24 protein-coding genes are annotated in these 22,076 nt (G+C 58.9%); 11 read left to right on the forward strand and 13 right to left on the reverse strand.

Features of this window, described 5'->3' with window-relative positions; all coding sequences use genetic code 11:
* The first annotated feature begins 99 nt into the window (after positions 1–99).
* Positions 100–1,050, forward strand: a complete 951-nt coding sequence (locus tag O8B93_RS02440) for an aldo/keto reductase (RefSeq protein ID WP_269708221.1) — start codon at positions 100–102, stop codon at positions 1,048–1,050.
* A gap of 1 nt (position 1,051) precedes the next feature.
* Positions 1,052–1,495 (forward strand): GNAT family N-acetyltransferase, encoded by a 444-nt coding sequence (locus O8B93_RS02445; RefSeq protein WP_269708222.1) that lies wholly within the window; start codon positions 1,052–1,054, stop codon positions 1,493–1,495.
* Here the strand turns inward: O8B93_RS02445 and O8B93_RS02450 are convergent, their stop codons facing one another.
* Positions 1,496–2,386, reverse strand: coding sequence for a LysR family transcriptional regulator (locus O8B93_RS02450; RefSeq protein ID WP_269708223.1), 891 nt, complete (start codon positions 2,384–2,386; stop codon positions 1,496–1,498). It lies immediately after the preceding gene.
* Between the two features lie 116 nt (positions 2,387–2,502).
* Here O8B93_RS02450 and O8B93_RS02455 point away from each other — a divergent pair, with 116 nt between their 5' ends.
* Positions 2,503–3,504, forward strand: coding sequence for an aldo/keto reductase (locus tag O8B93_RS02455; RefSeq protein WP_269708225.1), 1,002 nt, complete (start codon positions 2,503–2,505; stop codon positions 3,502–3,504).
* 53 nt (positions 3,505–3,557) lie between these two features.
* Here O8B93_RS02455 and pheT read toward each other — a convergent pair whose 3' ends face one another.
* The 6 genes from pheT to infC form a co-directional block, all read right to left on the reverse strand.
* A complete protein-coding gene (gene pheT, locus O8B93_RS02460) occupies positions 3,558–5,981 on the reverse strand; it encodes a phenylalanine--tRNA ligase subunit beta (protein ID WP_269708226.1) in 2,424 nt (807 codons plus the stop codon).
* 24 nt (positions 5,982–6,005) lie between these two features.
* Positions 6,006–7,088 carry a phenylalanine--tRNA ligase subunit alpha gene (pheS, locus tag O8B93_RS02465; protein WP_110755727.1) on the reverse strand — a complete coding sequence of 361 codons (1,083 nt, stop codon included), beginning with the start codon at positions 7,086–7,088 and terminating at the stop codon, positions 6,006–6,008.
* Complete coding sequence (locus tag O8B93_RS02470; protein WP_269708227.1) at positions 7,081–7,959, reverse strand: phosphotransferase; 879 nt, start codon at positions 7,957–7,959, stop codon at positions 7,081–7,083. The genes pheS and O8B93_RS02470 overlap by 8 nt, the downstream gene beginning before the upstream one ends.
* A 175-nt stretch (positions 7,960–8,134) precedes the next feature.
* A complete protein-coding gene (gene rplT / locus O8B93_RS02475; protein ID WP_003507464.1) occupies positions 8,135–8,539 on the reverse strand; it encodes a 50S ribosomal protein L20 in 405 nt (134 codons plus the stop codon).
* Between the two features lie 40 nt (positions 8,540–8,579).
* The gene (gene rpmI, locus O8B93_RS02480) at positions 8,580–8,783 is read right to left on the reverse strand and encodes a 50S ribosomal protein L35 (protein WP_003493355.1); all 204 of its coding nucleotides are present in this window, start codon (positions 8,781–8,783) and stop codon (positions 8,580–8,582) included.
* Positions 8,784–8,974: 191 nt separating this feature from the next.
* A complete protein-coding gene (infC, locus tag O8B93_RS02485; protein WP_077224822.1) occupies positions 8,975–9,511 on the reverse strand; it encodes a translation initiation factor IF-3 in 537 nt (178 codons plus the stop codon).
* A gap of 187 nt (positions 9,512–9,698) precedes the next feature.
* Between infC and O8B93_RS02490 the strand changes: the two genes are divergently transcribed.
* Complete coding sequence (locus O8B93_RS02490) at positions 9,699–10,487, forward strand: alpha/beta hydrolase (protein WP_269708228.1); 789 nt, start codon at positions 9,699–9,701, stop codon at positions 10,485–10,487.
* Positions 10,488–10,605: 118 nt separating this feature from the next.
* Positions 10,606–11,220 (forward strand): transglutaminase-like cysteine peptidase, encoded by a 615-nt coding sequence (locus tag O8B93_RS02495; RefSeq protein WP_269708229.1) that lies wholly within the window; start codon positions 10,606–10,608, stop codon positions 11,218–11,220.
* 56 nt (positions 11,221–11,276) lie between these two features.
* Here O8B93_RS02495 and mbfA read toward each other — a convergent pair whose 3' ends face one another.
* Positions 11,277–12,260 (reverse strand): iron exporter MbfA, encoded by a 984-nt coding sequence (gene mbfA, locus O8B93_RS02500; protein ID WP_269708230.1) that lies wholly within the window; start codon positions 12,258–12,260, stop codon positions 11,277–11,279.
* A gap of 140 nt (positions 12,261–12,400) precedes the next feature.
* On the opposite strand from mbfA, the gene O8B93_RS02505 reads away from it, so the two are divergent.
* The gene (locus tag O8B93_RS02505; protein ID WP_269708231.1) at positions 12,401–12,874 is read left to right on the forward strand and encodes a group III truncated hemoglobin; all 474 of its coding nucleotides are present in this window, start codon (positions 12,401–12,403) and stop codon (positions 12,872–12,874) included.
* A gap of 162 nt (positions 12,875–13,036) precedes the next feature.
* Complete coding sequence (locus O8B93_RS02510; protein ID WP_269708232.1) at positions 13,037–14,140, forward strand: TRAP transporter substrate-binding protein; 1,104 nt, start codon at positions 13,037–13,039, stop codon at positions 14,138–14,140.
* Between the two features lie 7 nt (positions 14,141–14,147).
* Here the strand turns inward: O8B93_RS02510 and O8B93_RS02515 are convergent, their stop codons facing one another.
* On the reverse strand, positions 14,148–15,242 hold the full coding sequence (locus O8B93_RS02515; RefSeq protein ID WP_269708639.1) for a helix-turn-helix domain-containing protein: 1,095 nt from the start codon (positions 15,240–15,242) through the stop codon (positions 14,148–14,150).
* A gap of 143 nt (positions 15,243–15,385) precedes the next feature.
* On the opposite strand from O8B93_RS02515, the gene O8B93_RS02520 reads away from it, so the two are divergent.
* The gene (locus tag O8B93_RS02520; RefSeq protein ID WP_269708233.1) at positions 15,386–16,459 is read left to right on the forward strand and encodes an alpha/beta hydrolase family protein; all 1,074 of its coding nucleotides are present in this window, start codon (positions 15,386–15,388) and stop codon (positions 16,457–16,459) included.
* 14 nt (positions 16,460–16,473) lie between these two features.
* Here O8B93_RS02520 and O8B93_RS02525 read toward each other — a convergent pair whose 3' ends face one another.
* From O8B93_RS02525 to O8B93_RS02535, 3 genes are all read right to left on the reverse strand, one after another.
* The gene (locus O8B93_RS02525) at positions 16,474–16,992 is read right to left on the reverse strand and encodes a GNAT family N-acetyltransferase (RefSeq protein ID WP_269708234.1); all 519 of its coding nucleotides are present in this window, start codon (positions 16,990–16,992) and stop codon (positions 16,474–16,476) included.
* An 18-nt stretch (positions 16,993–17,010) separates the two neighbouring features.
* On the reverse strand, positions 17,011–17,592 hold the full coding sequence (locus tag O8B93_RS02530) for a helix-turn-helix domain-containing protein (RefSeq protein WP_269708235.1): 582 nt from the start codon (positions 17,590–17,592) through the stop codon (positions 17,011–17,013).
* A 93-nt stretch (positions 17,593–17,685) separates the two neighbouring features.
* On the reverse strand, positions 17,686–18,087 hold the full coding sequence (locus O8B93_RS02535) for a ketosteroid isomerase-related protein (protein WP_269708237.1): 402 nt from the start codon (positions 18,085–18,087) through the stop codon (positions 17,686–17,688).
* A gap of 72 nt (positions 18,088–18,159) precedes the next feature.
* Here O8B93_RS02535 and O8B93_RS02540 point away from each other — a divergent pair, with 72 nt between their 5' ends.
* The 3 genes from O8B93_RS02540 to lepA all read left to right on the forward strand — a co-directional run bounded on the left by O8B93_RS02540 (position 18,160) and on the right by lepA (position 21,530).
* Positions 18,160–18,765, forward strand: coding sequence for a GNAT family N-acetyltransferase (locus tag O8B93_RS02540; protein ID WP_269708238.1), 606 nt, complete (start codon positions 18,160–18,162; stop codon positions 18,763–18,765).
* The gene (locus O8B93_RS02545) at positions 18,762–19,631 is read left to right on the forward strand and encodes a carbon-nitrogen hydrolase family protein (protein ID WP_269708240.1); all 870 of its coding nucleotides are present in this window, start codon (positions 18,762–18,764) and stop codon (positions 19,629–19,631) included. The genes O8B93_RS02540 and O8B93_RS02545 overlap by 4 nt, the downstream gene beginning before the upstream one ends.
* Before the next feature lie 72 nt (positions 19,632–19,703).
* Entirely contained in the window at positions 19,704–21,530 is a 1,827-nt protein-coding gene (lepA, locus tag O8B93_RS02550; RefSeq protein WP_405049005.1) for a translation elongation factor 4, read from the forward strand.
* A 69-nt stretch (positions 21,531–21,599) separates the two neighbouring features.
* Here the strand turns inward: lepA and O8B93_RS02555 are convergent, their stop codons facing one another.
* Complete coding sequence (locus O8B93_RS02555; RefSeq protein ID WP_269708241.1) at positions 21,600–22,007, reverse strand: DUF2000 family protein; 408 nt, start codon at positions 22,005–22,007, stop codon at positions 21,600–21,602.
* Between the last annotated feature and the right edge of the window lie 69 nt (positions 22,008–22,076).

Below are 22,076 nucleotides of genomic sequence, written 5' to 3' on the forward strand. Positions count from 1 at the left end.
GACCGTGCCCGCCGGCTGATGGGTGCCATCAAAGGAATTGAATGGTTATGCCGGCGGGCAGTTGCTAACCTGCGGCAAGTCAGCAACAGGAGCATTCCCGTGGAAAAACGAAGCCTTGGCCGGACTGGCCTCTCCATCGCGCCGATCGTCTTCGGTGGCAACGTGTTCGGCTGGACGGCGGATGAGAAGACTTCCTTTGCCCTGCTCAATGCATTTTTCGATGCCGGGTTCAACGCCATCGACACCGCGGATGTCTATTCCGCCTGGGTGGACGGGCATGTAGGCGGCGAATCCGAGGCGATCATCGGCAAATGGTTGAAGCAATCGAGCGTGAAGCGCGAGGAGACGGTTATCGTCACCAAGGTCGGTTTCGACAATCGCGGCCAGAAGACCGGCCTCGGCGCCAAGTGGATCGCGGAGGCTGTCGAAGCCTCGCTGAAACGGCTGCAAACCGACTATATCGACCTCTATCTCGCCCACAAGCCGGATGCGGACGTCCCGCTGGAAGAGACGCTTGCCGCCTTCGCAAAACTGAAGGAACAGGGAAAAATCCGCGCCATCGGCTGCTCCAACTATTCCGCGAGCCAGCTTCAAGAGGCACTGGATGTGGCTCGGAAGAATGATCTCCCGCGTTATGATGTGCTGCAGCCGGAATACAACCTTTACAACCGCGCAGATTTTGAAGGTCCTCTTGCCGACCTTTGCGTCAAGGAGGATATCGGCGTCATCAACTATTACAGCCTCGCAGCCGGTTTCCTGACCGGGAAATATCGCGCCAAGGCGGATACGGAGGGTGTTGCTCGCAGCTATCGCGTCGGCGAATATGTCAACACGCGTGGCCTTGCCGTTCTCGGCGCCATGGATGCGGTGGCGGTGCAGACCGGGGCCAAGCTCGCGGATATCGCGCTGGCGTGGCTGCTGCGGAAAAAGACGATAACCGCACCGATTGCCAGCGCCACCAGCCTGTCGCAGCTTGAAAGCTTCAAACGTGCTGTCGAGCTGAAGCTGACCGATGAGATGATGACCCTTCTCGACAAGGCAGGCGCTTAAGATGGAACTTACAATTCGTAACGTGCAGCCGGCTGACCGGGCGGAATGGCTGCGTCTCTGGAACGATTACCTCGCCTTTTATGACGTCGATCTTGCCGATGATGTGACGGAACACACATGGACGCGTATCCTCGATCCCGCATCCCGCGTTTCCATGCGCGTGGCTATGCTCGGCGACCGAATGGCTGGTTTCGCCATCCACCATTTCCATGATTCCACCTGGGTGAAGACACCTGACTGCTATCTGGAGGATTTGTTCGTCGATGGAGAAATCCGCGGCAAGGGAACGGGCCGGGCGCTGATGGACGATCTGATCACCATCTGCAAGGACAAGGGCTGGTCGCGGCTTTACTGGAATACCGGCGAAGACAATCACCGCGCCCAGAAGCTCTATGACAGCTACGTGAAGAGCGACGGCCATATCCGCTATCGCATAACGTTCTGATCATCCCCGGAAACGGAAGAAATCCACAAACGCCCTCAGCGCCGGGCGCATCTGCCGGCGCGAGGGATAATAGATGTAAAAGCCGTCGAAGGGCGCGCACCAGTCCTCCAGCACCCGGATGAGCCGGCCTTCCCTGATATCGTCCTCAACGCGCTGCTCGAAAACGAAGGCGAGCCCTGCCCCGTCGATCGCCGCCCGGCGAATGAGGCTCTGGTCCGACAGGATCAAAGGTCCCTGGACATCGACCACCAGCGGCTTGCCGTTTTTCTCCAGTTCCCAGCGATAGATAAGGCCGCTGGCGAAACGGCGGCGAATGCAGCGATGCCGGATGAGATCCCTGGGATCGCGTGGCGGTGGATTTTCTGCAAAATAGGACGGAGAACCAACAATTGCGCCGCGCCATGCGCCGCTCGCCTTCACCGCAATCATATCCGCATCGAGATGTTCTCCGAGCCGCAGACCGGCATCGAAGCCCTTTGCGACAATGTCTTCGAAGCGGTCATCCGTTGAGATTTCGAGGGAAATATCGGGATAGAGCCGCAGGAACTCGCCCAGCCGGGGCACGATGAGATCTTCGGCAGCCAGTCTTGGTAAGGTGATCCGCAGGGGGCCAGCCGGTCGTCCGCCATGCTCGGCAAGGGTTTCGATGACCGCATCGATATCGGCGAGCGCCGGGCCCAGCGTCTCGAGAAGCAACCGGCCCTCTTCCGTCGGCGAAACGCTGCGGGTGGTACGATGCAACAGGCGCAGCCCAAGGCTCGCCTCCAGCGACGATACCGCATGGCTGACGGCGGAGGGCGCTATGGCGAGTTCAGCCGCAGCCTTGCGGAAGCTGCGGCCTTCGGCGACGGCGGCAAGAACGGCCAGCTGGGAGAGTTGCACACGGTTCATTGTTCTAAATGATAGAACAACCCGCGCGGATTTGCAGCGATTATTTTTACCGCCATGAGACGCTATTTTCTGATCACGCCCTGATGACGGGCGGTTCCTTATGGAAGGACGAACAGATGAAACAAAGAACCCTTGGAAACAACCTATCCGTTTCGGCGCTTGGCCTCGGCTGCATGGGAATGACTCATGCCTATAGCCCGACCGGCGATGAAAGCAGCGCAATAGCGACGCTGCACCGCGCCGTCGAACTCGGCGTCACCTTTTTTGATACGGCAGAGGTTTATGGGCCTTACAATAACGAGATTCTCGTCGGCAAGGGTTTGAAGCCCTATCGCGACAAGGTGGTCATCGCCACCAAATTCGGTTTCAGGATCGACCCCAGCAAACCCGCAGGCCAGATGATGGTGGGCACCGACAGCCGGCCGGAAAATGTGCGCGCCGTCGCCGAAGCCTCGCTCAAACGTCTTGGCGTCGATGCCATCGACTTGTTTTACCAGCATCGCGTCGATCCCAATGTGCCTATCGAAGAGACGGTCGGGGCCATGGCGGAGTTGGTCCGACAAGGAAAGGTGAAACATCTCGGCCTGTCGGAGGCGAGCGCCGAAACGCTTCGCAAAGCGCACGCCACCCATCCAATTGCCGCCATTCAGAGCGAATATTCGCTGTGGACCCGCGATGTGGAGGAGAACGGCGTGCTGGAAACCTGCCGTGAGCTCGGCATTGGTTTTGTCCCCTTCAGCCCGCTTGGGCGCGGGGCTCTGACGGGCGCGCTGAAGTCACTCGACGGCCTCGCTGCCGATGATTTCCGTCGCGGCCTGCCGCGCTTCCAAAGCGAAAACTTCGACGCCAATCTGGCACTCATCCAGCTTCTGGAAGACATGGCGGCTGAAAAGGGCGTTACCGCCGGACGACTGGCGCTGGCCTGGGTGCTGGCACAGGGCGACTTCATCGTTCCTATCCCCGGCACCACAAAAACCGCCAATCTGGAGAAAAACGTCGCTGCAGCGGATGTTTCGCTGACGGCGGAGGAAGTTGCGAGCCTCGGTGCCCTCCTCTCCCCGGCAAAGGTTGCGGGAGAACGATATCCCGCGCGCATGTCCCAGATGGCCAACCGCTAGAAACAAAAAAGCCGCGGCAACCGCCGCGGCTTTTTTCATTCAGCCATAGGCTTTCAAGCGCGCAGAACGCCACCTGTCGACTTCTCGACATTGCCAACGATCTTGGCCGTCAGCGCTTCGAAATCCTCATCCGTCAGGGTCTTGTCGACCGGCTGGATCTGCACTTCGATGGCAACCGACTTGCGATTTTCGCCAAGTGACGCACCCTCGAAGATATCGAAGACATTGACGCCGGTGATCAGCTTGCGATCGGCGCTCGTTGCGGCCTTGATGATGGCACCCGCCTCGACCGACTTGTCGACCACGAAGGCGAAGTCGCGCTTGACTGCCTGGAAGGGCGAAAGCTCAAGTGCGGGCTTGGTACGGGTCGCCTTCTTCTTCGGCTCCTGCATGGCATCGAGATAAATCTCGAAACCGCAATAGGCGCCGGAAACATCGAGTTCGGACAGCGTCTTCGGATGGAATTCACCGAAATAACCGAGCACGACCTTCGGGCCCATCTTGATGGTGCCGGAACGGCCGGGGTGATACCAGGAAGGCGCACCGGCTTCGATCTGCACATTGGCCATGGGCAGGCCGCAGGCCTCGAGTACCGAGAGCGCATCGGCCTTGGCGTCATAGACATCCACCGGCTTGCCGCCGCCCTTGGCAGCATTGGACCACATGCGGCCGCTGCCCGCGAGCGAGGCCGTGCCACGGCGAACACCGCCGGCAACCCGGCGCTGCTTATCAGGCTTATCACCCTCATAGGTGCCGGAAACCTCGAAGATCGCCACGTCGCCATGGCCCTTGTCGGCATTGCGCTGGGCGGCGGTGAGAAGCCCCGGCAGCAGCGAGGGCCGCATATCCGACATGTCGGCCGCGATGGGATTGGCCAATTTCAGCGCGGGCGAACCGCCGCCGAAAAGCTTCGCCTGCGCTTCCGGAATGAAGGACCACGTGACGGCCTCCAGCATGCCACGGCTTGCCAGGGCACGGCGCGCGGTACGCGTGCGGATCTGCAGCGTGGTCAGGATACGGCCGTTGACGGCACCGAAGTTTTCCAGCGGTTCCGGCTTGATATTGTCGACGCCGTGGATGCGCATGACTTCTTCCACCAGATCAGCCTTGCCGTCGACATCAGGACGCCAGGACGGGACGGTGACGGAAACGCGCTCGCCCGTTCCCTCGACACCGAAACCGAGGCCCTTGAGAATCGTGAGGCTCTCTTCTGCCGAAACTTCCAGACCCGTCAGGCGTTTCACTTCCGCGAGCGGGAAATCCACGACCTTGGGCTGATGGCCCTTATAACCCACGACCCGGGCTTCGCCAGCGACGCCGCCGCAGAGTTCCAGAACCAGTTCGGTGGTGCGCTCCAGACCCGGAACCATGTACTCCGGATCAACGCCGCGCTCGAAACGATAACGCGCATCGGTGATGATGCCGAGCGAACGGCCGGTCTTGGCGATGTTGATCGGATCCCAGAGAGCGGATTCGATCAGCACATCGACGGTATTGTCATCGCAGCCGGAATGTTCGCCGCCCATCACGCCGCCGATGGACTCTAGGCCCTTTTCATCGGCAATGACGACATTGTTCGGGCCGAGCTTATATTCCCGCTGGTCGAGTGCGAGGATGGTCTCACCCTCTTTCGCACGACGAACCGTAAGATCGCCCTTGACCTTGGCGGCGTCGAAGACGTGCATCGGCCGGCCCTGGTCGAAGGTCATGTAGTTGGTGATGTCGACAAGCGCGTTGATGGGGCGCAGGCCGATTGCCATCAGGCGCTGCTGCATCCATTTCGGGCTCGGGCCGTTCTTCACGCCGCGCACGATGCGCAGCGAAAAGCCGGGGCAGAGCGCCGCATCGTCCAGTTCCAGCTTCACATCGACGGGCGTTGCGCCTTCCGCCTTGAAGGACGGTGCAGGCCTCGTCTTCAGCTTGCCGAGACCGGAAGCCGCGAGATCACGGGCAATGCCGTAGATCGAGGTGCAATCCGGACGGTTCGGCGTCAGGTTGATTTCGATCATCGGATCGTCGAGGCCGGCATAGGTGGCGAAGGACGTGCCGACGGGGGCATCCTGCGGCAGATCGATGATGCCGTCATGATCGTCGGAAATGTTGAGCTCCTTTTCGGAGCACATCATGCCGTGGCTTTCGACGCCGCGAATTTTGCCGACAGCAAGGGTGACATCGATACCCGGGACATACACGCCCGGACGCGCCAGCGCACCGACAAGGCCGGCGCGTGCATTGGGCGCACCGCAGACGATCTGCACCGGCTTGCCATCACCGGCATCGACCATCAGCACCTTGAGGCGGTCGGCCTCAGGATGTTTTTCAGCGGAAACCACCTTGGCAATGACGAAAGGCTTATAAGCCGCCTTGTCGTCAACCTCTTCGACCTCGAGGCCGATTGCCGTCAGCCGCTCGCAAATCTCGTCCAGCGTCGCATCGGTATCCAGATGCTCTTTCAGCCAGGAAAGAGTGAATTTCATGTCTTTGCTCCTTGGCTAACCGGATTAAACGCTCAAACCGCCGAACAGCGTCGGCATGTCGAGCGGGCGGAAGCCGTAATGGTTCATCCAGCGGACATCGGCGTTGAAGAAATCGCGCAGATCAGGCATGCCGTATTTCAGCATGGCGATGCGGTCGAGGCCCATGCCCCAGGCAAAGCCCTGATATTCGTCCGGGTCCAGCCCACCAGCACGCAGCACGTTCGGGTGCACCATGCCGCAGCCGAGAATTTCCATCCAGTCATTGCCTTCGCCGAACTTGACGATCGGGCCAGAACGGTCGCACTGAATATCCACCTCGAAGCTCGGCTCCGTGAAGGGGAAGAAGGACGGGCGGAAACGCATGACGACGCTGTCGACCTCGAAGAAGGTCTTGCAGAACTCTTCCAGCACCCAGCGCAGATTGCCGACATGCGCTTTCTTGTCGATGACAAGACCTTCGACCTGATGGAACATCGGCGAATGGGTGGCGTCGGAATCCTGACGGTAGGTCTTGCCGGGAATGACGATGCGGATTGGCGGCTTCTGGCTTTCCATGGTGCGGATCTGCACCGGCGAGGTGTGCGTGCGCAGCACCTTACGCTCACCGTTTTCATCCGGCTGGAAGAAGAAGGTGTCGTGCATTTCGCGGGCCGGGTGGCCTTCGGGGAAATTCAGCGCCGTAAAGTTGTAATAATCGGTCTCGATATCGGGACCTTCGGCGATCGAGAAACCCATATCCGCGAAGATGGCGGTGATTTCATCGACGATCTGGCTGATGGGATGAATGCGGCCACGCTCGGCCGGGGACTGGCGGACCGGCAGGCTGACATCCACCGTTTCTGCCTTCAACCGGGCGGCGATGGCAGCATCCTTCAGCGCATTCTTGCGTTCGCCGATAAGATCGGTGATCTCAGTCTTAAGCTGGTTGATGGCAGCACCGCGGGTCTGGCGCTCTTCCGGCGTCATGCTGCCCAGCGTCTTCAGAAGCTCCGAAACCGAGCCCTTCTTGCCCAGCGCGGAAACGCGCACGGCTTCGATGGCCGGCTCATCGGCAGCAGCGGCGATCTCCGACATCAATTGCGATTTCAAGGTATCAAGTTCAGTCATCTTTTCCTGCCTTGCCGGTCTTTTTAACAGCGGCTTCGGGGTTCACAGCATTCATCAGATAGTCGGTCGCCATGATAAAGCGTCGCAGATCACTACCCATCCGCACGCGCCCGATCAACCGGGCAAGCGGTAAAAATCGCCCCAGAATGCCGGTCAGGCGGCACAATTCTTCCAGCGCCTGGGGCGGGGCGTTTTCGCGCCAGCAGGCGAAGGCCGCATCGCAGGTCCCCGGCGCATCGCAGGCGCGGGTGGCGACCTGTAAAAACAGCAGCCATATATCGCGGGCCTGCGCCGTTTCCAGCGGCATGACCTCCTGAGGACGCTCCTCGAAATCCATGAAACCGACACGGCCGTCCTGAAGAAAGAAGTCACGCACATGCGGACGACCATGGCAGAGACCCGCCGCATGCAACTCGCCAAGCGCTTCTGCGGATTTTACAAGCAGCGCATCGTGCTCCACCGCTGTCGTGGCCTTTATCGCATCCATGCGCTCCATGATGGTGGGGCCGACATCGCCAAGCACAACGGCCGTCAGCGAGGAATAGATGACGGGGGGCACGGGGAAACCACGGGCCTTGAAGGCCTCCAGCGTTTCGAGTTCGCGGCGCATGAGACCGGCGCCATCAAGCGGCGGCGAAGGACGCATAAAGGTATAGGGAAGCAGCTTTGCGAGAAAAGTCTGCAGCTTTATCCACCAGGACGGCGTTTCCGTGCCCTGGCGTTTTATCCAGACGGTCGTTGTGGAAAGCTCGAGTTTCTGCACGCGGCGCTCGCTTTTAAGCAGAACCCGCATCAAGGCTGCGATATCGCCATCTTCGAGATGGACGTGGAAACCCTTCGCCTTTTCCGTCTCACTTGCGGCAACCAGCATTCTTGCCCCCCAATGGAACATTCCGACCGAAAGCCGGATGCCCCACCCTTCTGGCAACCCCGGTGCAAAACGCTCTACGCCTTTGCCGAAACTGCCGTGAATTCCAAAAAATCGAAAACCCGCGCCGGAGGACCGGCGCGGGTTTCAAATGAACAACAGATTGTCCGCGCCGTAATTACTTTACAGCGGTTTCAAACTCGTTGGTCGTACCAGCATCCTTGAGGTACTCAAGAGCCTTCTTCGCTGCTTCAACGAGCGCGCCGAATGCTGCCGGCTCATGGATAGCCATGTCGGACAGAACCTTGCGGTCGACTTCGATGCCAGCCTTGTTCAGGCCGTCGATGAAGCGGCCGTAGGTCAGGCCGAATTCGCGAACAGCAGCGTTGATACGCTGGATCCACAGAGCGCGGAAGTTGCGCTTGTTGACCTTGCGGTCGCGGTAAGCGTACTGCTTGGAACGATCCACGGCAGCCTTTGCTGCGCGGATGGTGTTCTTGCGGCGGCCGTAGAAGCCCTTGGCTGCCTTGAGTGTCTTGGTGTGCTTGGCGCGGGAAGTTACGCCACGTTTTACGCGTGCCATGTCATGATCTCCTTAAAGTGTCCAAAAGTGCGGAAAAGTCTCAGAGACCGTTCGGCAGGTAGTTCTTGACGACTTTCTTGCCGTCAGCTTCGGCGAGAACCATGGTTCCACGCGCGTCGCGAATGAACTTGTTGGTACGCTTGATCATGCCGTGGCGCTTACCGGCGGCGGCTGCAACAACCTTACCGGTAGCGGTGATCTTGAACCGCTTTTTTGCAGCGGACTTCGTCTTCATCTTGGGCATTTTGCTACTCCGTGTTTTTGTATCGAAACAGGCAGACGAGGCCTATTTCAAGCTATTCAGGAACGGCCTCGGCATGCCCTGCCGGACCGTTCGGACGCGCGCTTATAACCGCAGTCGGCTAAAAGCGCAACGGGGAATGAAAATTTCCCCTTGCGGCGGTGATTTACGCAGCTTTCAGGACTGGCGCAAAATTATTTCGGGGCGAGAACCATCATCATCTGACGGCCTTCCAGCTTCGGCTCGGCTTCAACCTTGGCAATCGCCTGGGTATCTTCCTTCACTTGGAGGAGAAGTTTCATGCCAAGTTCCTGGTGGGCCATTTCACGGCCACGGAACTTCAGCGTCACCTTCACCTTGTCACCCTCGTCAAAGAAGCGGTTCATCGCCTTCATCTTCACGTCATAGTCATGCGTGTCGATGTTGGGGCGCATCTTGATTTCTTTGACCTCGACGATCTTCTGTTTCTTGCGCGCCTCAGCGGCTTTCTTCTGGGTCGAGTATTTAAGCTTGCCGAGATCGAGGATCTTGCATACCGGCGGCTCTGCGTTCGGCGAAATCTCGACGAGATCGAGACCGGCCTCTTCCGCCATTTTCAAAGCCTGATCCGTCGGCATGCTACCGAGGTTCTGGCCCTCTTCATCAATAAGCTGAACTCTGGGAACCCGAATTTCCCGGTTGGAGCGCGGGCCCTCCTTGACGGGGGCATCGGCTTTGAAAGGTCTGCGAATGGTCGTATTCTCCTGATCTGTTTCTGGATCACGTCAGCAAAAAACAGCTTGTTTGGTACAAGCGGCGGAAATGTCGTTATTGCCGTGGCGAAGTCAATAGCATATCTGCCCGAAAAGATCACCTCTTGCCACGGTTTTTGCAAATACGCCGCCGATATTGCACGAAAATCAGGAGAATTGCATATACATGACCGAACAAGCCGCTGAATTCCTGCATATGGGAGCGGGTGACGACGCCCGCAACATCGCTTTTCTCCATCGCCGCGCAGCATCACAGCCGGACGCACCCCTGCTCGTCTGGCTCGGTGGCTATCGTTCCGACATGACGGGAACCAAGGCGGTGGAGCTCGATCGCTTCGCAGCGGAAAATGGTCTTGCCTGCCTGCGGCTCGATTATTCCGGCCACGGAGCTTCCGGTGGCGATTTCAAAAGAGGCACGATTTCGCGGTGGCTGGAAGAAGCACTCGCCGTGCTACGCGCCAAGGCACCGGCGCGTGTCATCCTCGTTGGCTCGTCCATGGGTGGGTGGATTGCGTTGCGCATGGTCGAGGAGCTGCGCAAGGCAGGCGGTGCGCCCTCCGTCGCGGGTCTGGTTCTTATTGCCCCCGCTCCCGATTTCACTGCGGAGTTGATAGAGCCCAGCCTGACGGAAGCGGAAAAGACGTCGCTGGTGGAAAGAGGCTATTTCGAGGAACATTCGGAATATAGCCCTGAACCCAACATCTTTACCCGGGCGCTGATGGAGGACGGCAAGCAGAACCGCGTGCTTACGGGCATCATCACCACCGGCTGCCCCGTTCACATCCTGCAGGGCATGCGTGATCCCGATGTCCCCTATCAACACGCACTCAAGCTCCTCGAGCACCTTCCCGCCGACGATGTCGTGTTGACGCTGATCCGCGACGGCGACCACCGGCTTTCCCGGCCGCAGGATATCGACAGGATGCTCGCAGCCGTCAAAGCCCTTGCGATATAGGCATTTGCGCAACGCTCTTAACCATATTCAACGAGTCTTGCGCGCCACCGATTGCTAATGATTGACTCCTACCCCCCATCCCTCTTAACTTTTCATTAAGAATTAAGGGACGGGTTTCATGATGAACGCACCGCTGGCGCGTGCGCTGCTGTTTGCAGTTGCCGCCGGGCTAATGACTGCTGCTTCCGCCATGGCGGAAATCAAGGGAAGCCCTTCCATGGTGACGGGCGGGATTACCTCCCAGCCGATCGGCCATTACGAGTTCTGTCAGAAATATGCGGATGAATGCAACATTCGCAACAAGCTGACGCCGCCGCCCCGCGTTACCGAATATGGCTGGGGCGTCATTCGCGAGATCAATACGTCCGTCAACACCACCATCGTAGCGATGACCGACCAGGAAATCTACGGCAAGGACGAGGTCTGGGAATATCCGACGACCGCCGGCGACTGCGAAGATTTCGTGCTGCTGAAGCGCAAGAAGCTGATCGAGCGCGGTTTTTCCGTGGCCGATCTGCTGATCACCGTCGTGCGCAAGCCTGACGGCGAAGGCCATGCCGTGCTGACGCTTCGCACCACGGATGGCGATTATATTCTCGACAACCTCACCGACGACGTGAAGCTCTGGACCGACACGAATTACACCTATCTGAAACGGCAGGCGTCCTTCAATACGGGCCGCTGGGTTTCCATCGAGGATGGTCGTGACGTTCTGGTCGGCGCGTTGCGCTAAGGTTCAAATTTCACGTCTGATAGATTGGAGCCCGCCGTCGCGGGCTCTTTCTTTTTTCACGCGTTGCCGATGATAATACCGGCAGCCAGCACCAGCGAACCGCCCAGCACCACCTGAAACACCGCCCGCAGGAACGGCGTTTCCATGAAACGGTTCTGAATGAAGGCGATGGCCCAGAGTTCCACAAAAACGACGATGGCGGCAATGGCCGTCGCTGTCCAGAAATGCGGGATGAGATAGGGCAGCGCGTGGCCGAGACCGCCGATGGCCGTCATGATGCCTGAGGCCAGGCCGCGCTTCAGCGGTGATCCACGGCCGGAAAGCTTGCCGTCGTCATGAGCAGCCTCCGTAAAACCCATGGAGATACCCGCACCGACGGAGGCGGAAAGACCGATCAGGAAGGTCTGCCATGTATCCTGTGTGGCAAAGGCGGCCGCGAAGATCGGAGCCAGCGTCGAGACCGAGCCGTCCATAAGGCCGGCAAGGCCCGGCTGCACATAGGTCAGAAGGAACTGCCGCTTGGCGGTTTCCTCCTCTTCGGTCCGGTCGCCGTCATCAAGATGCTTTTCCTCCAGCATTCGGGCAATATCTTCGTGGCCCCGTTCCGCCTCGGCCAGATCACCCAGGAGCTTGCGGGTGGACGCATCGGTGGTGCGCTTGATGGCTTCATCGTAAAAGCGGATCGCCTGGGCTTCCATCAGTTCGGCCTGGGCGCGGATTTTCTCGAGCGACAGGTTTTTCACCAGCCAGTCCGGCGTGCGTTCGTAAAAACCGCGCACATGTTCGCGGCGGATCAGTGGAATGGTTTCGCCGAAACGACGGCGATGCATGTCGATCAGGATATTGCTATGCTGCTGCTCGACCTCGGCCATATCGTCGAACACTTTGGCCGATTGCGGATATTGCGCGCGCAGATGGTCGGCATAGGAGCGGTAGATACGGGAATCGTCCTCTTCGGACGAGATGGCGAGAGCGAGAATTTCCTGTTCACCAAGTGAGGAAAAGGGGCGTTTGGACAGGGAAAAAAGACTACGAAACATGGCTGAAACCTTTTTTAGAATAATTCTAAATACATCCGCGCCCTATCGGGATCAAGCCATTTTAGAATTATTCCAATAAGGCAAAGGGTCGCATTGCAGCCGGCAGCGCTGCGGGGTAAATTTGCCAAAAAGGAAAGACGATGCAGGATCAAATTGCAGGGCGAGCCGCCCACAATGCGGAAATTCAGGACAGGGCGGAAAAGGCCATGGCCGAGATCGGCGTCGATGCCGCTTTCATCGACCTGCTGGTGGAAACCTTTTACGGCCGTGTTCTTGAACACCCGACGCTTGGCCCTGTTTTTGATGCACGGCTTGCCGGGCGCTGGCCGGAACATATGGCAAGGATGAAACAGTTCTGGACCGCTATCGCCCTCAAGAATGGTGGCTATGGTGGCAAACCCGTGCAGGCGCATATGGGAGTGAAAGGCATGTCGGCGGAGCTTTTTCCGCAATGGCTCTCGCTCTTTTCAGCAGCACTGGATGACATCGCACCAAGCATGAAGGCGCATGACTGGTTCATGGAAACGGCAGAACGCATCGCCAGAAGCCTGACGCTTTCGCTGTTTTATAATCCTGCAATGGATGACCCGGCGTTAAAACGCAGCCTGCCCTAGGGCAGAGAAAGACCCGCAAGCAACAATCGGCAAGCACAGCGGAACTTCACGCAAGTTTCAAACATTCCCACTTGATGGCCGCAGGGATAAATGTTTAGTAGCCGGCGGGAGGCGTACCGTGCGGTTCGCCCGTCATACGCAGACATAGCAGGGCTTATCGACATGGATCGCAGATCATTTATCCGCAAGGCAGGCGCTGTCGGCGCCGGTGTCACCGCAACGGCACTTGCCGCTCCGGCCATCGCACAGGAAAACCCCAAGATCACCTGGCGCATGACGTCGTCCTTCACCAAGGGCCTCGACATTTTGTTCGGCGCAGGCCAGATCGTTGCCGACCATGTCAAGGAAGCCTCCGGCGGCAATTTCGTCATCCAGCATTTTGCCGGTGGCGAAATCGTGCCGGCGTTGCAGGCGGCGGATGCGGTGACGGCTGGAACCGTCGAAATGGCGCATACCTGCTCGTATTATTATGTCGGCAAGGACCCGACCTTCGCGCTTGGAACCTCCGTCCCCTTCGGTCTCAACGCACGCCAGACCAATGCCTGGTTCAACCAGGCCGGCGGCAACGAGCTGCTCAATGAATTCCTTGCCCAGCACAATATCTACTCGATCCTGCTCGGCAATACCGGCGCCCAGATGGGCGGCTGGTTCCGCAAGGAAATCAACACCATCGACGACCTCAAGGGCCTGAAGATGCGCATTGCCGGCCTGACCGGCCAGGTGATGCAGAAGGTTGGCGTGACACCGCAGCAGATCGCCGGCGGTGATGTCTATGCCGCGCTGGAAAAGGGCACGATCGACGCCACCGAATTCGTCGGCCCCTATGACGACCAGAAGCTCGGTTTCTACAAGGTCGCGAAGTACTACTACTATCCGGCATGGTGGGAAGGCGGCCCGGCCGTGCATGCTTTCGTGAACCTGCAGAAATTCAACGATCTGCCCGACAACTACAAGCGCATCCTGAAAGATGCCTGCGCCGCCGGCAGCGCCAGCATGCTGGAGCGTTACGATGCCCGCAATCCGAAGGCGCTGAAGGAACTGGTGGCGCAGGGCGCCATTCTGCGCCCGTTCAGCCAGGAAATTCTCGACGTCTGCCACAAGGCGGCGCTGGAGACCTATGCGGAGATTTCGGCCAAGAATGAAAACTTCAAGACGATCTATGAAAGCCAGCAGGCCTTCAAGAAAGACGCCTATCTCTGGGCCCAGATCGCCGAATACACCTATGATACATACATGATGATCCAGCAGCGTAACGGCACGCTCTGATCGACAATCATTTCCCGACGATCTTCAAACGGTCATCCGGCATATGCCGGGTGGCCGTTTTGTTTGGCGAGACCAGCTTCCACACCTCCCTTTCGCGCCAGTCGACCGGGCTCATGCCGGTGACACGGCGAAATTCCCGGTTGAAGTTGGACTTGGTCTGAAAGCCGGCGGACAACATGATCGCCGTCACCGATTGCTCCGTTTCCTCCAGCAGCCGGCAGGCTTCGCGGATGCGGAGCTGATTGACATATTGCGAGACATTGACGCCAAGAGAGCGATTAATCGCACCTGAGATTTGCCGACTTGGCAGGCCGAGGCGTCTTGCAAGCCGGGACAGGTTGAGATTCTCGTCGCGGTAAAGCGCCTGCATATCCATCAGCCGGTCGATCCTTGCGACGATGTCCCTGTCCTGTTCGGATGGTTCTGCCGGCGGCGACAAGTCCGGAACCGGCTCCGCGGCCGTTTGCGGCGCTTTGCTTTTACCGGCGAGAGCAGCCATGAGGCCGATCAACAACAACCCGAAAAGATTGGCATTGCTGACGAGGGCGGCAACATTCTGCCCCTCCGCCCATTCGAAATCAAAAAACACCAGCAGATCGAAAAGGGCAGAAATACAAAGAGCAACCGCGGCGATGATGAGCGCCCGGTGGGCCGAAGCGACGCTAGCGAATTGTGCCTCATCCAGCCCATCCGGCCCCTTTCTTCCCAGAAGAAGCAGGGCGACGGCATGGCCGACAAAAATGATGATCAGCGCGATGTCGATCGCCGCCGGAAATGCAAATTCCAGCACGACGATCAACAGCGGCGACAAGGCGAGACTGGCGAGCATCGCCCTGCGGCTCTCCGTGCCCGCGCCCATCAATCCGCGAAAGGCAATGTAGATAAGGGGCGGCAGGCAGGCGGCAAGGATCGGCAGAGAATAACGCATTTCGCTGATGCCATAACCCCAACGCAACCCGACGAGGACGGATTGCACGGCGCAAAGGGCGATGGACGCCAGAAAGGCCCGATTGGTCCGCACATCGTCTCCGCTTCGCAGGAAGACGATGAACATGACGACCAGCAGAAGCGCCACGACAAAAGGCAGCGGAATGAACAGCACGAACGATATCCCCTGAGCGAGACCCTGTATTGCCCAGTCATGGACCAGATCGCGTTTCGGTACGACCTCAAACGCGATCAAGGACGCAAAAAACCGATGACGACGCAGACTGCATCTCGTTCTTTTCACCGCACGAGGTTTTCATGCGCACCTTCACCACCATCACGACCTTACTGTTTTCCGCTCTCGCCATCCAGCCGCTTTTCGCGGGCGAGGCCGTCGGCGTCAGCGACATGACCATCCATTCGCCCGAACGGAGCAAGGATCTTGTCGTGACGATCTGGTATCCATCCGACGGCAAGGGCACACAGGTGCTTTCCGGGGAGGATCGGATTTTTCAGGGCACACCCGCCTTCAAGGGCGCTGCGGTGCAGTCTGGCCGTCGTCCGCTGGTACTTCTCTCCCATGGCTCGGGTTCAAGAGTGAGCGGCATGGCCTGGATCGCTGTAAAACTCGCGAGTGAGGGGTTCATCGTCGCCGGCACCAACCATCCCGGCACGACAAGCGGCGATTCCACGCCGGCCGATACCCCGAAAATCTGGGAGCGGACCGGCGATCTTTCCGCGATCGTCACGGCGCTCACCACACAAGGCAAATGGTCCGCCTCGGTCGACGCGGGCAGGATCGGCGTCCTCGGCTTTTCGCTGGGCGGCAGCGCCGCAATGGAGATATCCGGCGCACGCGCCGATCTCGAAGCCTATGCGCGTTATTGCGAAAAGGAGGCAGCGATGATGGATTGCCAATGGTTCAGCGGCGGGCAGGCCTATGTCAATAACGAGCCGGTCAGCGTACCGAAGCTCGATCTCAGAACCATCGACAAGGCCCGTTTCGAACAACAGAACCGCGATCCCCGTATCCGTTCCGCCGTGCTGGTCGATCCCGGTCTTGCACTCGCCTTCCATCCGGAGAGCTTGAGAAAGATCAACATTCCGCTCACCTTCATCAATCTCGGCAGCGAGGGAAAAATTCCACCGGCCGTGCTGGCTCAAAAACTAGCAGCCGAGGTGCCCGGCGCAACCTATCAGCAGGTCGATGAGGCCGACCATTTCAGCTTCCTGCCCCTCTGCAAGGAAGGCGCCAGCGCGTTTCTCAAATCCGTTGGCGAGCGGGATCCGATCTGCGAACCGGCCGGGCCGCGTGATCGTTCTGATATTCATGCCGAACTGGAAAAGATGATCGTTGCCGCCTTCAACCGAACGCTGAAGCCCGGACAATAAGCCCCAGCAATGTTCTAGCCGATCCGCTTGTAAAACAGGGTCGTGCCGCAATAACGCCCATCGGGAAACAGGGCGTAATCGGGAATGACCCCGACCCGCTCCCAGCCGAGACGGGGATAGATCGCTTCGGCATCACTGCCGGTGGCCGTATCCAGCACCAGAAGGGTGCGGCCACGGGAAGCAGCTTCCTGCTCCACCTTTTCCATAAGCTTGCGGGCGAGACCAAGGCCGCGCGCCGAGGGATGCACGAGAAGCTTCATCAGATCGCCGCGATGCGGCTGGTTGGGTTTGGAAGCAAGTCCGACCTGTACGGTGCCCACCACCCTGCCATCCACTTCGGCCACCACATGGATGGTACCGCCCTCGCCCACATTTTCCGCCACGGCTTGCCAGAATTGTTCGGCATCCTGTGGAGAGAAGGGCAGCATAAAACCGACGGATGCGCCGCCATTCACACATTCGGCAAGGACATCGCAGAGTTCGGGCAGGACGTCGATGGTTTCCTGCCCATTTAATACGCGGATGGCGGTCATATGAACTCCTATGGGAAATCAGCGCTGTCTTTGATCCAGCACGACGGCATAACGGGCGGGTTTTTTGGAAGGATTGTGAAAGACATGCCCTTCGCCCACCGGCATGAAAAGGCAATCTCCAGGCTCCATCAGGTGCACGACACCGCCACTCGTCATTTCCAGAGCACCTTCGAAAAGCCAGATATATTGCGTCATGCCCCGGCTTGCCGCGTGCGGCGGAAAACCGACACGCGCGCCTGCTGGAAATTCGACTTCAACGATATCAACGTCAGACCCCACGCGTGGTGGGGAGATGGCGCGGCGGACATAGCCGGTCTCCGGGTCTTTCCAGAGTTGCTGATCGCGCTTCTTCACCAGCGGGGAAACCACCTCTTGATCTTCAGCGAAGAAACCGGAGAGTGACAGGCCGAGTGCTGCGCAGATGCGGGCGAGCAGCGATGCGGTGGGGCTCGCTTCGCCACGCTCGATACGCGAGATCATGGCGCGGCTGACGCCGGATTCGGAGGCGAGCCGGTCCAGCGTCAGACCGTTTTCAGCCCGCAGGGTTTTGATCCGCTCGCCGATGGAGCGTTCGAGAATTTGATCTTTATTTTCCATCATATGAGACTACAATTCTCATATGATGGAGTCAATATCCATGATAATGGAAATTATGGCTGCCTGTTGCGGCGGTCCCGCATGGCAGATGACGGCTCAGGCGCCGACCTGGGCGATCCAGTCATTCAGATTATAGTAATTTGTTACTCGGCTAACTTTCCCATCCTTCAGGTCGAAGAATGCCCCGGCCGGCAGCACATATTTCTGACCATCTGCCTCCGGAAGCCCCTCATCGGTCTTGAGATATTCGCCGTTGACGATGAATTCGGCGGAGGCGCGTTTGCCGTCTTCGCTCGCCATGATCACCATCTCGGTGAGGTTTTCCCTGTAGCAGCGGTTCATGTGATCCATGAAGGAGGCAAAGGCGGCCTTGCCGGTCTGGCGCTCACCCTGATTAATGTCATGCACCACCTCATCGTGAAGCAGCGCCAGGAAAGCGTCCATGTCCTGACGGTTGAAGGCATCGTAATAGGCGCGGATGGTCTCGGCAGCGGTCATCGTCTTCTCCGTTCATGCTTGCGCAGGTGTTCCATGACGGTATAACCAGTGCGACCGAGAGTGAAAATGCCCATGACCGTCGAAATCAAGTCTCTTTCCGGCATTGACGCCGCGCCCCATTTCGATGACCTCGCGCGCCTGCGGATCGAGGTGTTTCGCGCTTTTCCTTACCTCTATGACGGCTCGCTGGATTATGAACGCAAATATCTCGCGACCTACGCCAATACTGACGGCGCAGTGTTCGTGCTGGCGCTCGATGACGGGCGCGTTGTCGGTATGTCTACGGGCATGCCGATGATGGCGGAAACCGATGAGGTGAAGGCGCCCTTTGTCAAGGCGGGTTACGACCCGGACCGGATATTTTATTTCGGAGAAAGCGTGCTCCTGCCCGACTATCGCGGCCATGGCCTCGGCGTCCGGTTTTTCGAGGAACGGGAAGCGCATGCAAAACGCCTTGGTTTTGATCGCTGCACCTTCTGCGCTGTCGAGCGTTCCGCCGATCATCCGCGTCGCCCGGCGGACTATGTGCCGCTGAATGCATTCTGGGAAAAGCGGGGCTATCGCCATCATCCCGAATTGCGCACCAGCTTCACATGGCAGGACCTAGACGAGAGTAGCGAAAGCGCAAAACCGCTATCCTTCTGGATGAAGACCATTGCCGGAGAAGCAAACGAATGACGCGGTTAGCTGCCAGCCAATATGCCATCGAACTGATCGAGACATGGGAGGCCTATGCCGCGCATCTTTCCGCCATCGTCCGCGAGGCCAAGGAAAAGGGCGCGGAACTGCTGCTGCTTCCGGAATATTCGGCGATGGCGCTGACCGGGCAATTGCCATCCGATGCGCGCTCCGATCTGCACCGTTCCATCGAAGAGATACAGCCGCTCATCCCCTCCTGGGTGGAGCTTTGCGAAGAGCTGGCGCGGCAACATCAGATTCTGTTCCAGCCCGGCAGCGCGCCGGTGAAGGACCCGGACGGCAGGTTCCGCAACCGTGCTTGGCTCTTTGGCCCTGACGGCCTGGTCGGTTATCAGGACAAGCAGATCATGACCCGCTTTGAGCGGGAGCAATGGAACATTCATGCCGGGGTCGAGGGTCTGAAAGCCTTCGAGACAAGCATCGGCAGGCTCGGGATTTTGATCTGTTACGACAATGAGTTTCCGATGCTCGGCCGCAAGCTGGCGGAACTCGGTGTGGAACTGGTGCTCGCGCCCAGTTGCACCGACACATTGGCCGGCGCTTACCGGGTGCGCATCGGCGCACAGGCCCGGGCGCTGGAAAATCAATATGCCGTTCTTTCCTCCCCGACCGCTGGCGAAGCTCCATGGTCTCCCGCCGTCGATGAAAATCGCGGGCGGGCAGCGCTTTACGTGCCGTCTGACTACGGCATGCCGCCATCTGGCATCCTCGCGGAAAGCGAAAGCGATGCGGTGACGGAGAGCACGCTGCTGATCGCCGATATCGATCTTGCCGCTGTGGCAAGGCTGCGTACCGAGGGACAGGTCGCCACCCGCCGCGACTGGCCGGAGCAATTTGCGGTCTGAAAGCCCATTTTAAAGGGCTTTTAACCAAATTCCCGCTTTGCGGCATGACAAGCCCCTGCTATAGCGCGGAACATGAGCACAAATTCGACCCGCACGCCCCTGGACCATATCCGCAACTTCTCGATCGTTGCCCACATCGATCACGGCAAATCGACCCTGGCCGACCGGCTGATCCAGTCGACGGGCGGCCTTGCCGAACGCGACATGTCGGAACAGGTTCTCGATTCGATGGATATCGAGCGCGAGCGCGGCATCACCATCAAGGCCCAGACCGTGCGCCTGCACTACAAGGCGAATAACGGCGAGACCTATGTGCTGAACCTTATCGACACGCCCGGCCATGTCGACTTTGCCTATGAGGTGTCCCGCTCGCTTTCGGCCTGCGAAGGCTCGCTGCTGGTGGTCGATGCATCGCAGGGTGTGGAAGCCCAGACGCTTGCCAACGTCTATCAGGCAATCGACAATAATCACGAGCTCGTCACGGTTCTCAACAAGATCGACCTGCCGGCGGCCGAACCCGACCGCATCAAGGAACAGATCGAGGAAGTGATCGGCATCGACGCCTCCGACGCCGTGTTGATCTCGGCCAAGACCGGTCTTGGCATTCCCGACGTTCTGGAAGCCATCGTCAACCGCCTGCCGCCGCCGAAGAGCGATGTCGGCGAAAACGGACCGCTGAAGGCGCTGCTGGTCGACAGCTGGTACGACACCTATCTCGGCGTCATGGTTCTGGTGCGCGTCATTGACGGTGTGCTGAGCAAGGGCCAGCAGATCCGCATGATGGGCTCGGGTGCGAAGTACGGAATCGAGCGCGTCGGCGTGCTGACCCCGAAGATGGTCAATGTCGATAGCCTCGGCCCCGGCGAAATCGGCTTCATCACCGCCTCGATCAAGGAAGTGGCCGATACCCGCGTCGGCGATACGATTACCGACGACAAGCGCCCGACGGCGCAGGCCCTGCCCGGCTTCAAGCCCGCGCAGCCCGTGGTGTTCTGCGGTCTCTTCCCGGTCGATGCGGCTGACTTCGAAGACCTGCGCGCGGCTGTCGGCAAGCTTCGCCTCAACGACGCCTCCTTCTCCTTCGAAATGGAATCGTCAGCCGCCCTGGGCTTCGGTTTCCGTTGCGGCTTCCTCGGCCTGCTGCATCTCGAAATCATCCAGGAACGGCTTGAGCGCGAGTTCAATCTCGATCTCGTCGCTACCGCCCCTTCGGTCGTCTATGAAATGACGCTGACCGATGGCACGGAGAAGGAACTTCACAACCCGGCGGACATGCCCGACGTGGTGAAGATCAAGGAAATCCGCGAACCGTGGATCAGGGCAACGATCCTGACGCCGGACGAATATCTCGGCGGCATCCTCAAGCTGTGTCAGGACCGGCGCGGCCTGCAGACGGAACTGACCTATGTCGGCAACCGCGCGATGATCACCTATGAACTGCCGCTCAACGAAGTGGTGTTCGATTTCTACGACCGGCTGAAATCCATCTCCAAGGGTTACGCCTCGTTCGATTACAACATCATCGATTATCGCGAAGGCGATCTCGTCAAGATGTCGATCCTCGTCAACGGCGATCCCGTCGATGCTCTCTCCATGCTGGTGCACCGCTCTGCGGCCGACAGGCGCGGACGCGGCATGTGCGAAAAGCTGAAGGAACTCATTCCGCCGCATATGTTCCAGATCCCGATCCAGGCCGCCATCGGCGGCAAGGTCATCGCCCGCGAAACCGTGCGCGCGCTGCGCAAGGACGTGACGGCGAAGTGTTACGGCGGCGACGCAACGCGTAAACGCAAGCTTCTGGACAAGCAGAAGGAAGGCAAAAAGCGCATGCGCCAGTTCGGCAAGGTAGAAATTCCGCAGGAAGCCTTTATCGCCGCTCTGAAGATGAACGACGAATAAGCGGCAATCATCTGTCATTGCTATTGGAGGGAGGCTCACAGCCTCCCCTTTGTGTTTGAAGGCCCGTCCTCAAGCGTGCAGCTTCGCACCCTTGGTGATCTTGTCGACGATCTTCCTGTCGGCCCTCAGCGCCATGCCGACGACCTTGGCAGTTTCGGGAGAAAACTCCGAAAACACCTGGCGGTTGGCGGCATCGTGGCCAGTCGCGAACATTTCCTCGATGTAGAGCGATGTCGTGACGTCACGCTCGAGGGAACGCTGGTGGATTTTGCGCAACGCCTCCTGATCCGTGGCCATAACGACGATCGGCTGGATGGACAGGGGATTGTAGACGTTGCCTGCGCCATCGCGGTATGGTTCCCCGATGATCTCTCCGGTCTGGGCGACAATGCCGGACATGAGAAATGCGGTGACGTTCAGTTTTTGCCACACGGCAAGGTCATCACGAAGAATGACGGCGATCTTGGTATCAAACATGCGAACTCAATCTGGCTGTGGTTACGAAAGAGAAGCGATCCTAGCACCTCGGGGCAGCAACGATCTTGA

The organism is Martinezella rhizogenes, from assembly GCF_027460065.1.
Lineage (GTDB): Bacteria > Pseudomonadota > Alphaproteobacteria > Rhizobiales > Rhizobiaceae > Agrobacterium > Agrobacterium rhizogenes_C.

Coding starts and splice junctions, on each gene's coding strand:
- O8B93_RS02445 (WP_269708222.1), top strand. CDS start 1,052: ATGGAACTTACAATTCGTAACGTGCAGCCGGCTGACCGGGCGGAATGG.
- O8B93_RS02450 (WP_269708223.1), bottom strand. CDS start 2,386: ATGAACCGTGTGCAACTCTCCCAGCTGGCCGTTCTTGCCGCCGTCGCC.
- O8B93_RS02455 (WP_269708225.1), top strand. CDS start 2,503: ATGAAACAAAGAACCCTTGGAAACAACCTATCCGTTTCGGCGCTTGGC.
- pheT (WP_269708226.1), bottom strand. CDS start 5,981: ATGAAATTCACTCTTTCCTGGCTGAAAGAGCATCTGGATACCGATGCG.
- pheS (WP_110755727.1), bottom strand. CDS start 7,088: ATGACTGAACTTGATACCTTGAAATCGCAATTGATGTCGGAGATCGCC.
- O8B93_RS02470 (WP_269708227.1), bottom strand. CDS start 7,959: ATGCTGGTTGCCGCAAGTGAGACGGAAAAGGCGAAGGGTTTCCACGTC.
- rplT (WP_003507464.1), bottom strand. CDS start 8,539: ATGGCACGCGTAAAACGTGGCGTAACTTCCCGCGCCAAGCACACCAAG.
- rpmI (WP_003493355.1), bottom strand. CDS start 8,783: ATGCCCAAGATGAAGACGAAGTCCGCTGCAAAAAAGCGGTTCAAGATC.
- O8B93_RS02490 (WP_269708228.1), top strand. CDS start 9,699: ATGACCGAACAAGCCGCTGAATTCCTGCATATGGGAGCGGGTGACGAC.
- O8B93_RS02495 (WP_269708229.1), top strand. CDS start 10,606: ATGATGAACGCACCGCTGGCGCGTGCGCTGCTGTTTGCAGTTGCCGCC.
- mbfA (WP_269708230.1), bottom strand. CDS start 12,260: ATGTTTCGTAGTCTTTTTTCCCTGTCCAAACGCCCCTTTTCCTCACTT.
- O8B93_RS02505 (WP_269708231.1), top strand. CDS start 12,401: ATGCAGGATCAAATTGCAGGGCGAGCCGCCCACAATGCGGAAATTCAG.
- O8B93_RS02510 (WP_269708232.1), top strand. CDS start 13,037: ATGGATCGCAGATCATTTATCCGCAAGGCAGGCGCTGTCGGCGCCGGT.
- O8B93_RS02520 (WP_269708233.1), top strand. CDS start 15,386: ATGCGCACCTTCACCACCATCACGACCTTACTGTTTTCCGCTCTCGCC.
- O8B93_RS02525 (WP_269708234.1), bottom strand. CDS start 16,992: ATGACCGCCATCCGCGTATTAAATGGGCAGGAAACCATCGACGTCCTG.
- O8B93_RS02530 (WP_269708235.1), bottom strand. CDS start 17,592: ATGATGGAAAATAAAGATCAAATTCTCGAACGCTCCATCGGCGAGCGG.
- O8B93_RS02535 (WP_269708237.1), bottom strand. CDS start 18,087: ATGACCGCTGCCGAGACCATCCGCGCCTATTACGATGCCTTCAACCGT.
- O8B93_RS02540 (WP_269708238.1), top strand. CDS start 18,160: ATGACCGTCGAAATCAAGTCTCTTTCCGGCATTGACGCCGCGCCCCAT.
- O8B93_RS02545 (WP_269708240.1), top strand. CDS start 18,762: ATGACGCGGTTAGCTGCCAGCCAATATGCCATCGAACTGATCGAGACA.
- lepA (WP_405049005.1), top strand. CDS start 19,704: ATGAGCACAAATTCGACCCGCACGCCCCTGGACCATATCCGCAACTTC.
- O8B93_RS02555 (WP_269708241.1), bottom strand. CDS start 22,007: ATGTTTGATACCAAGATCGCCGTCATTCTTCGTGATGACCTTGCCGTG.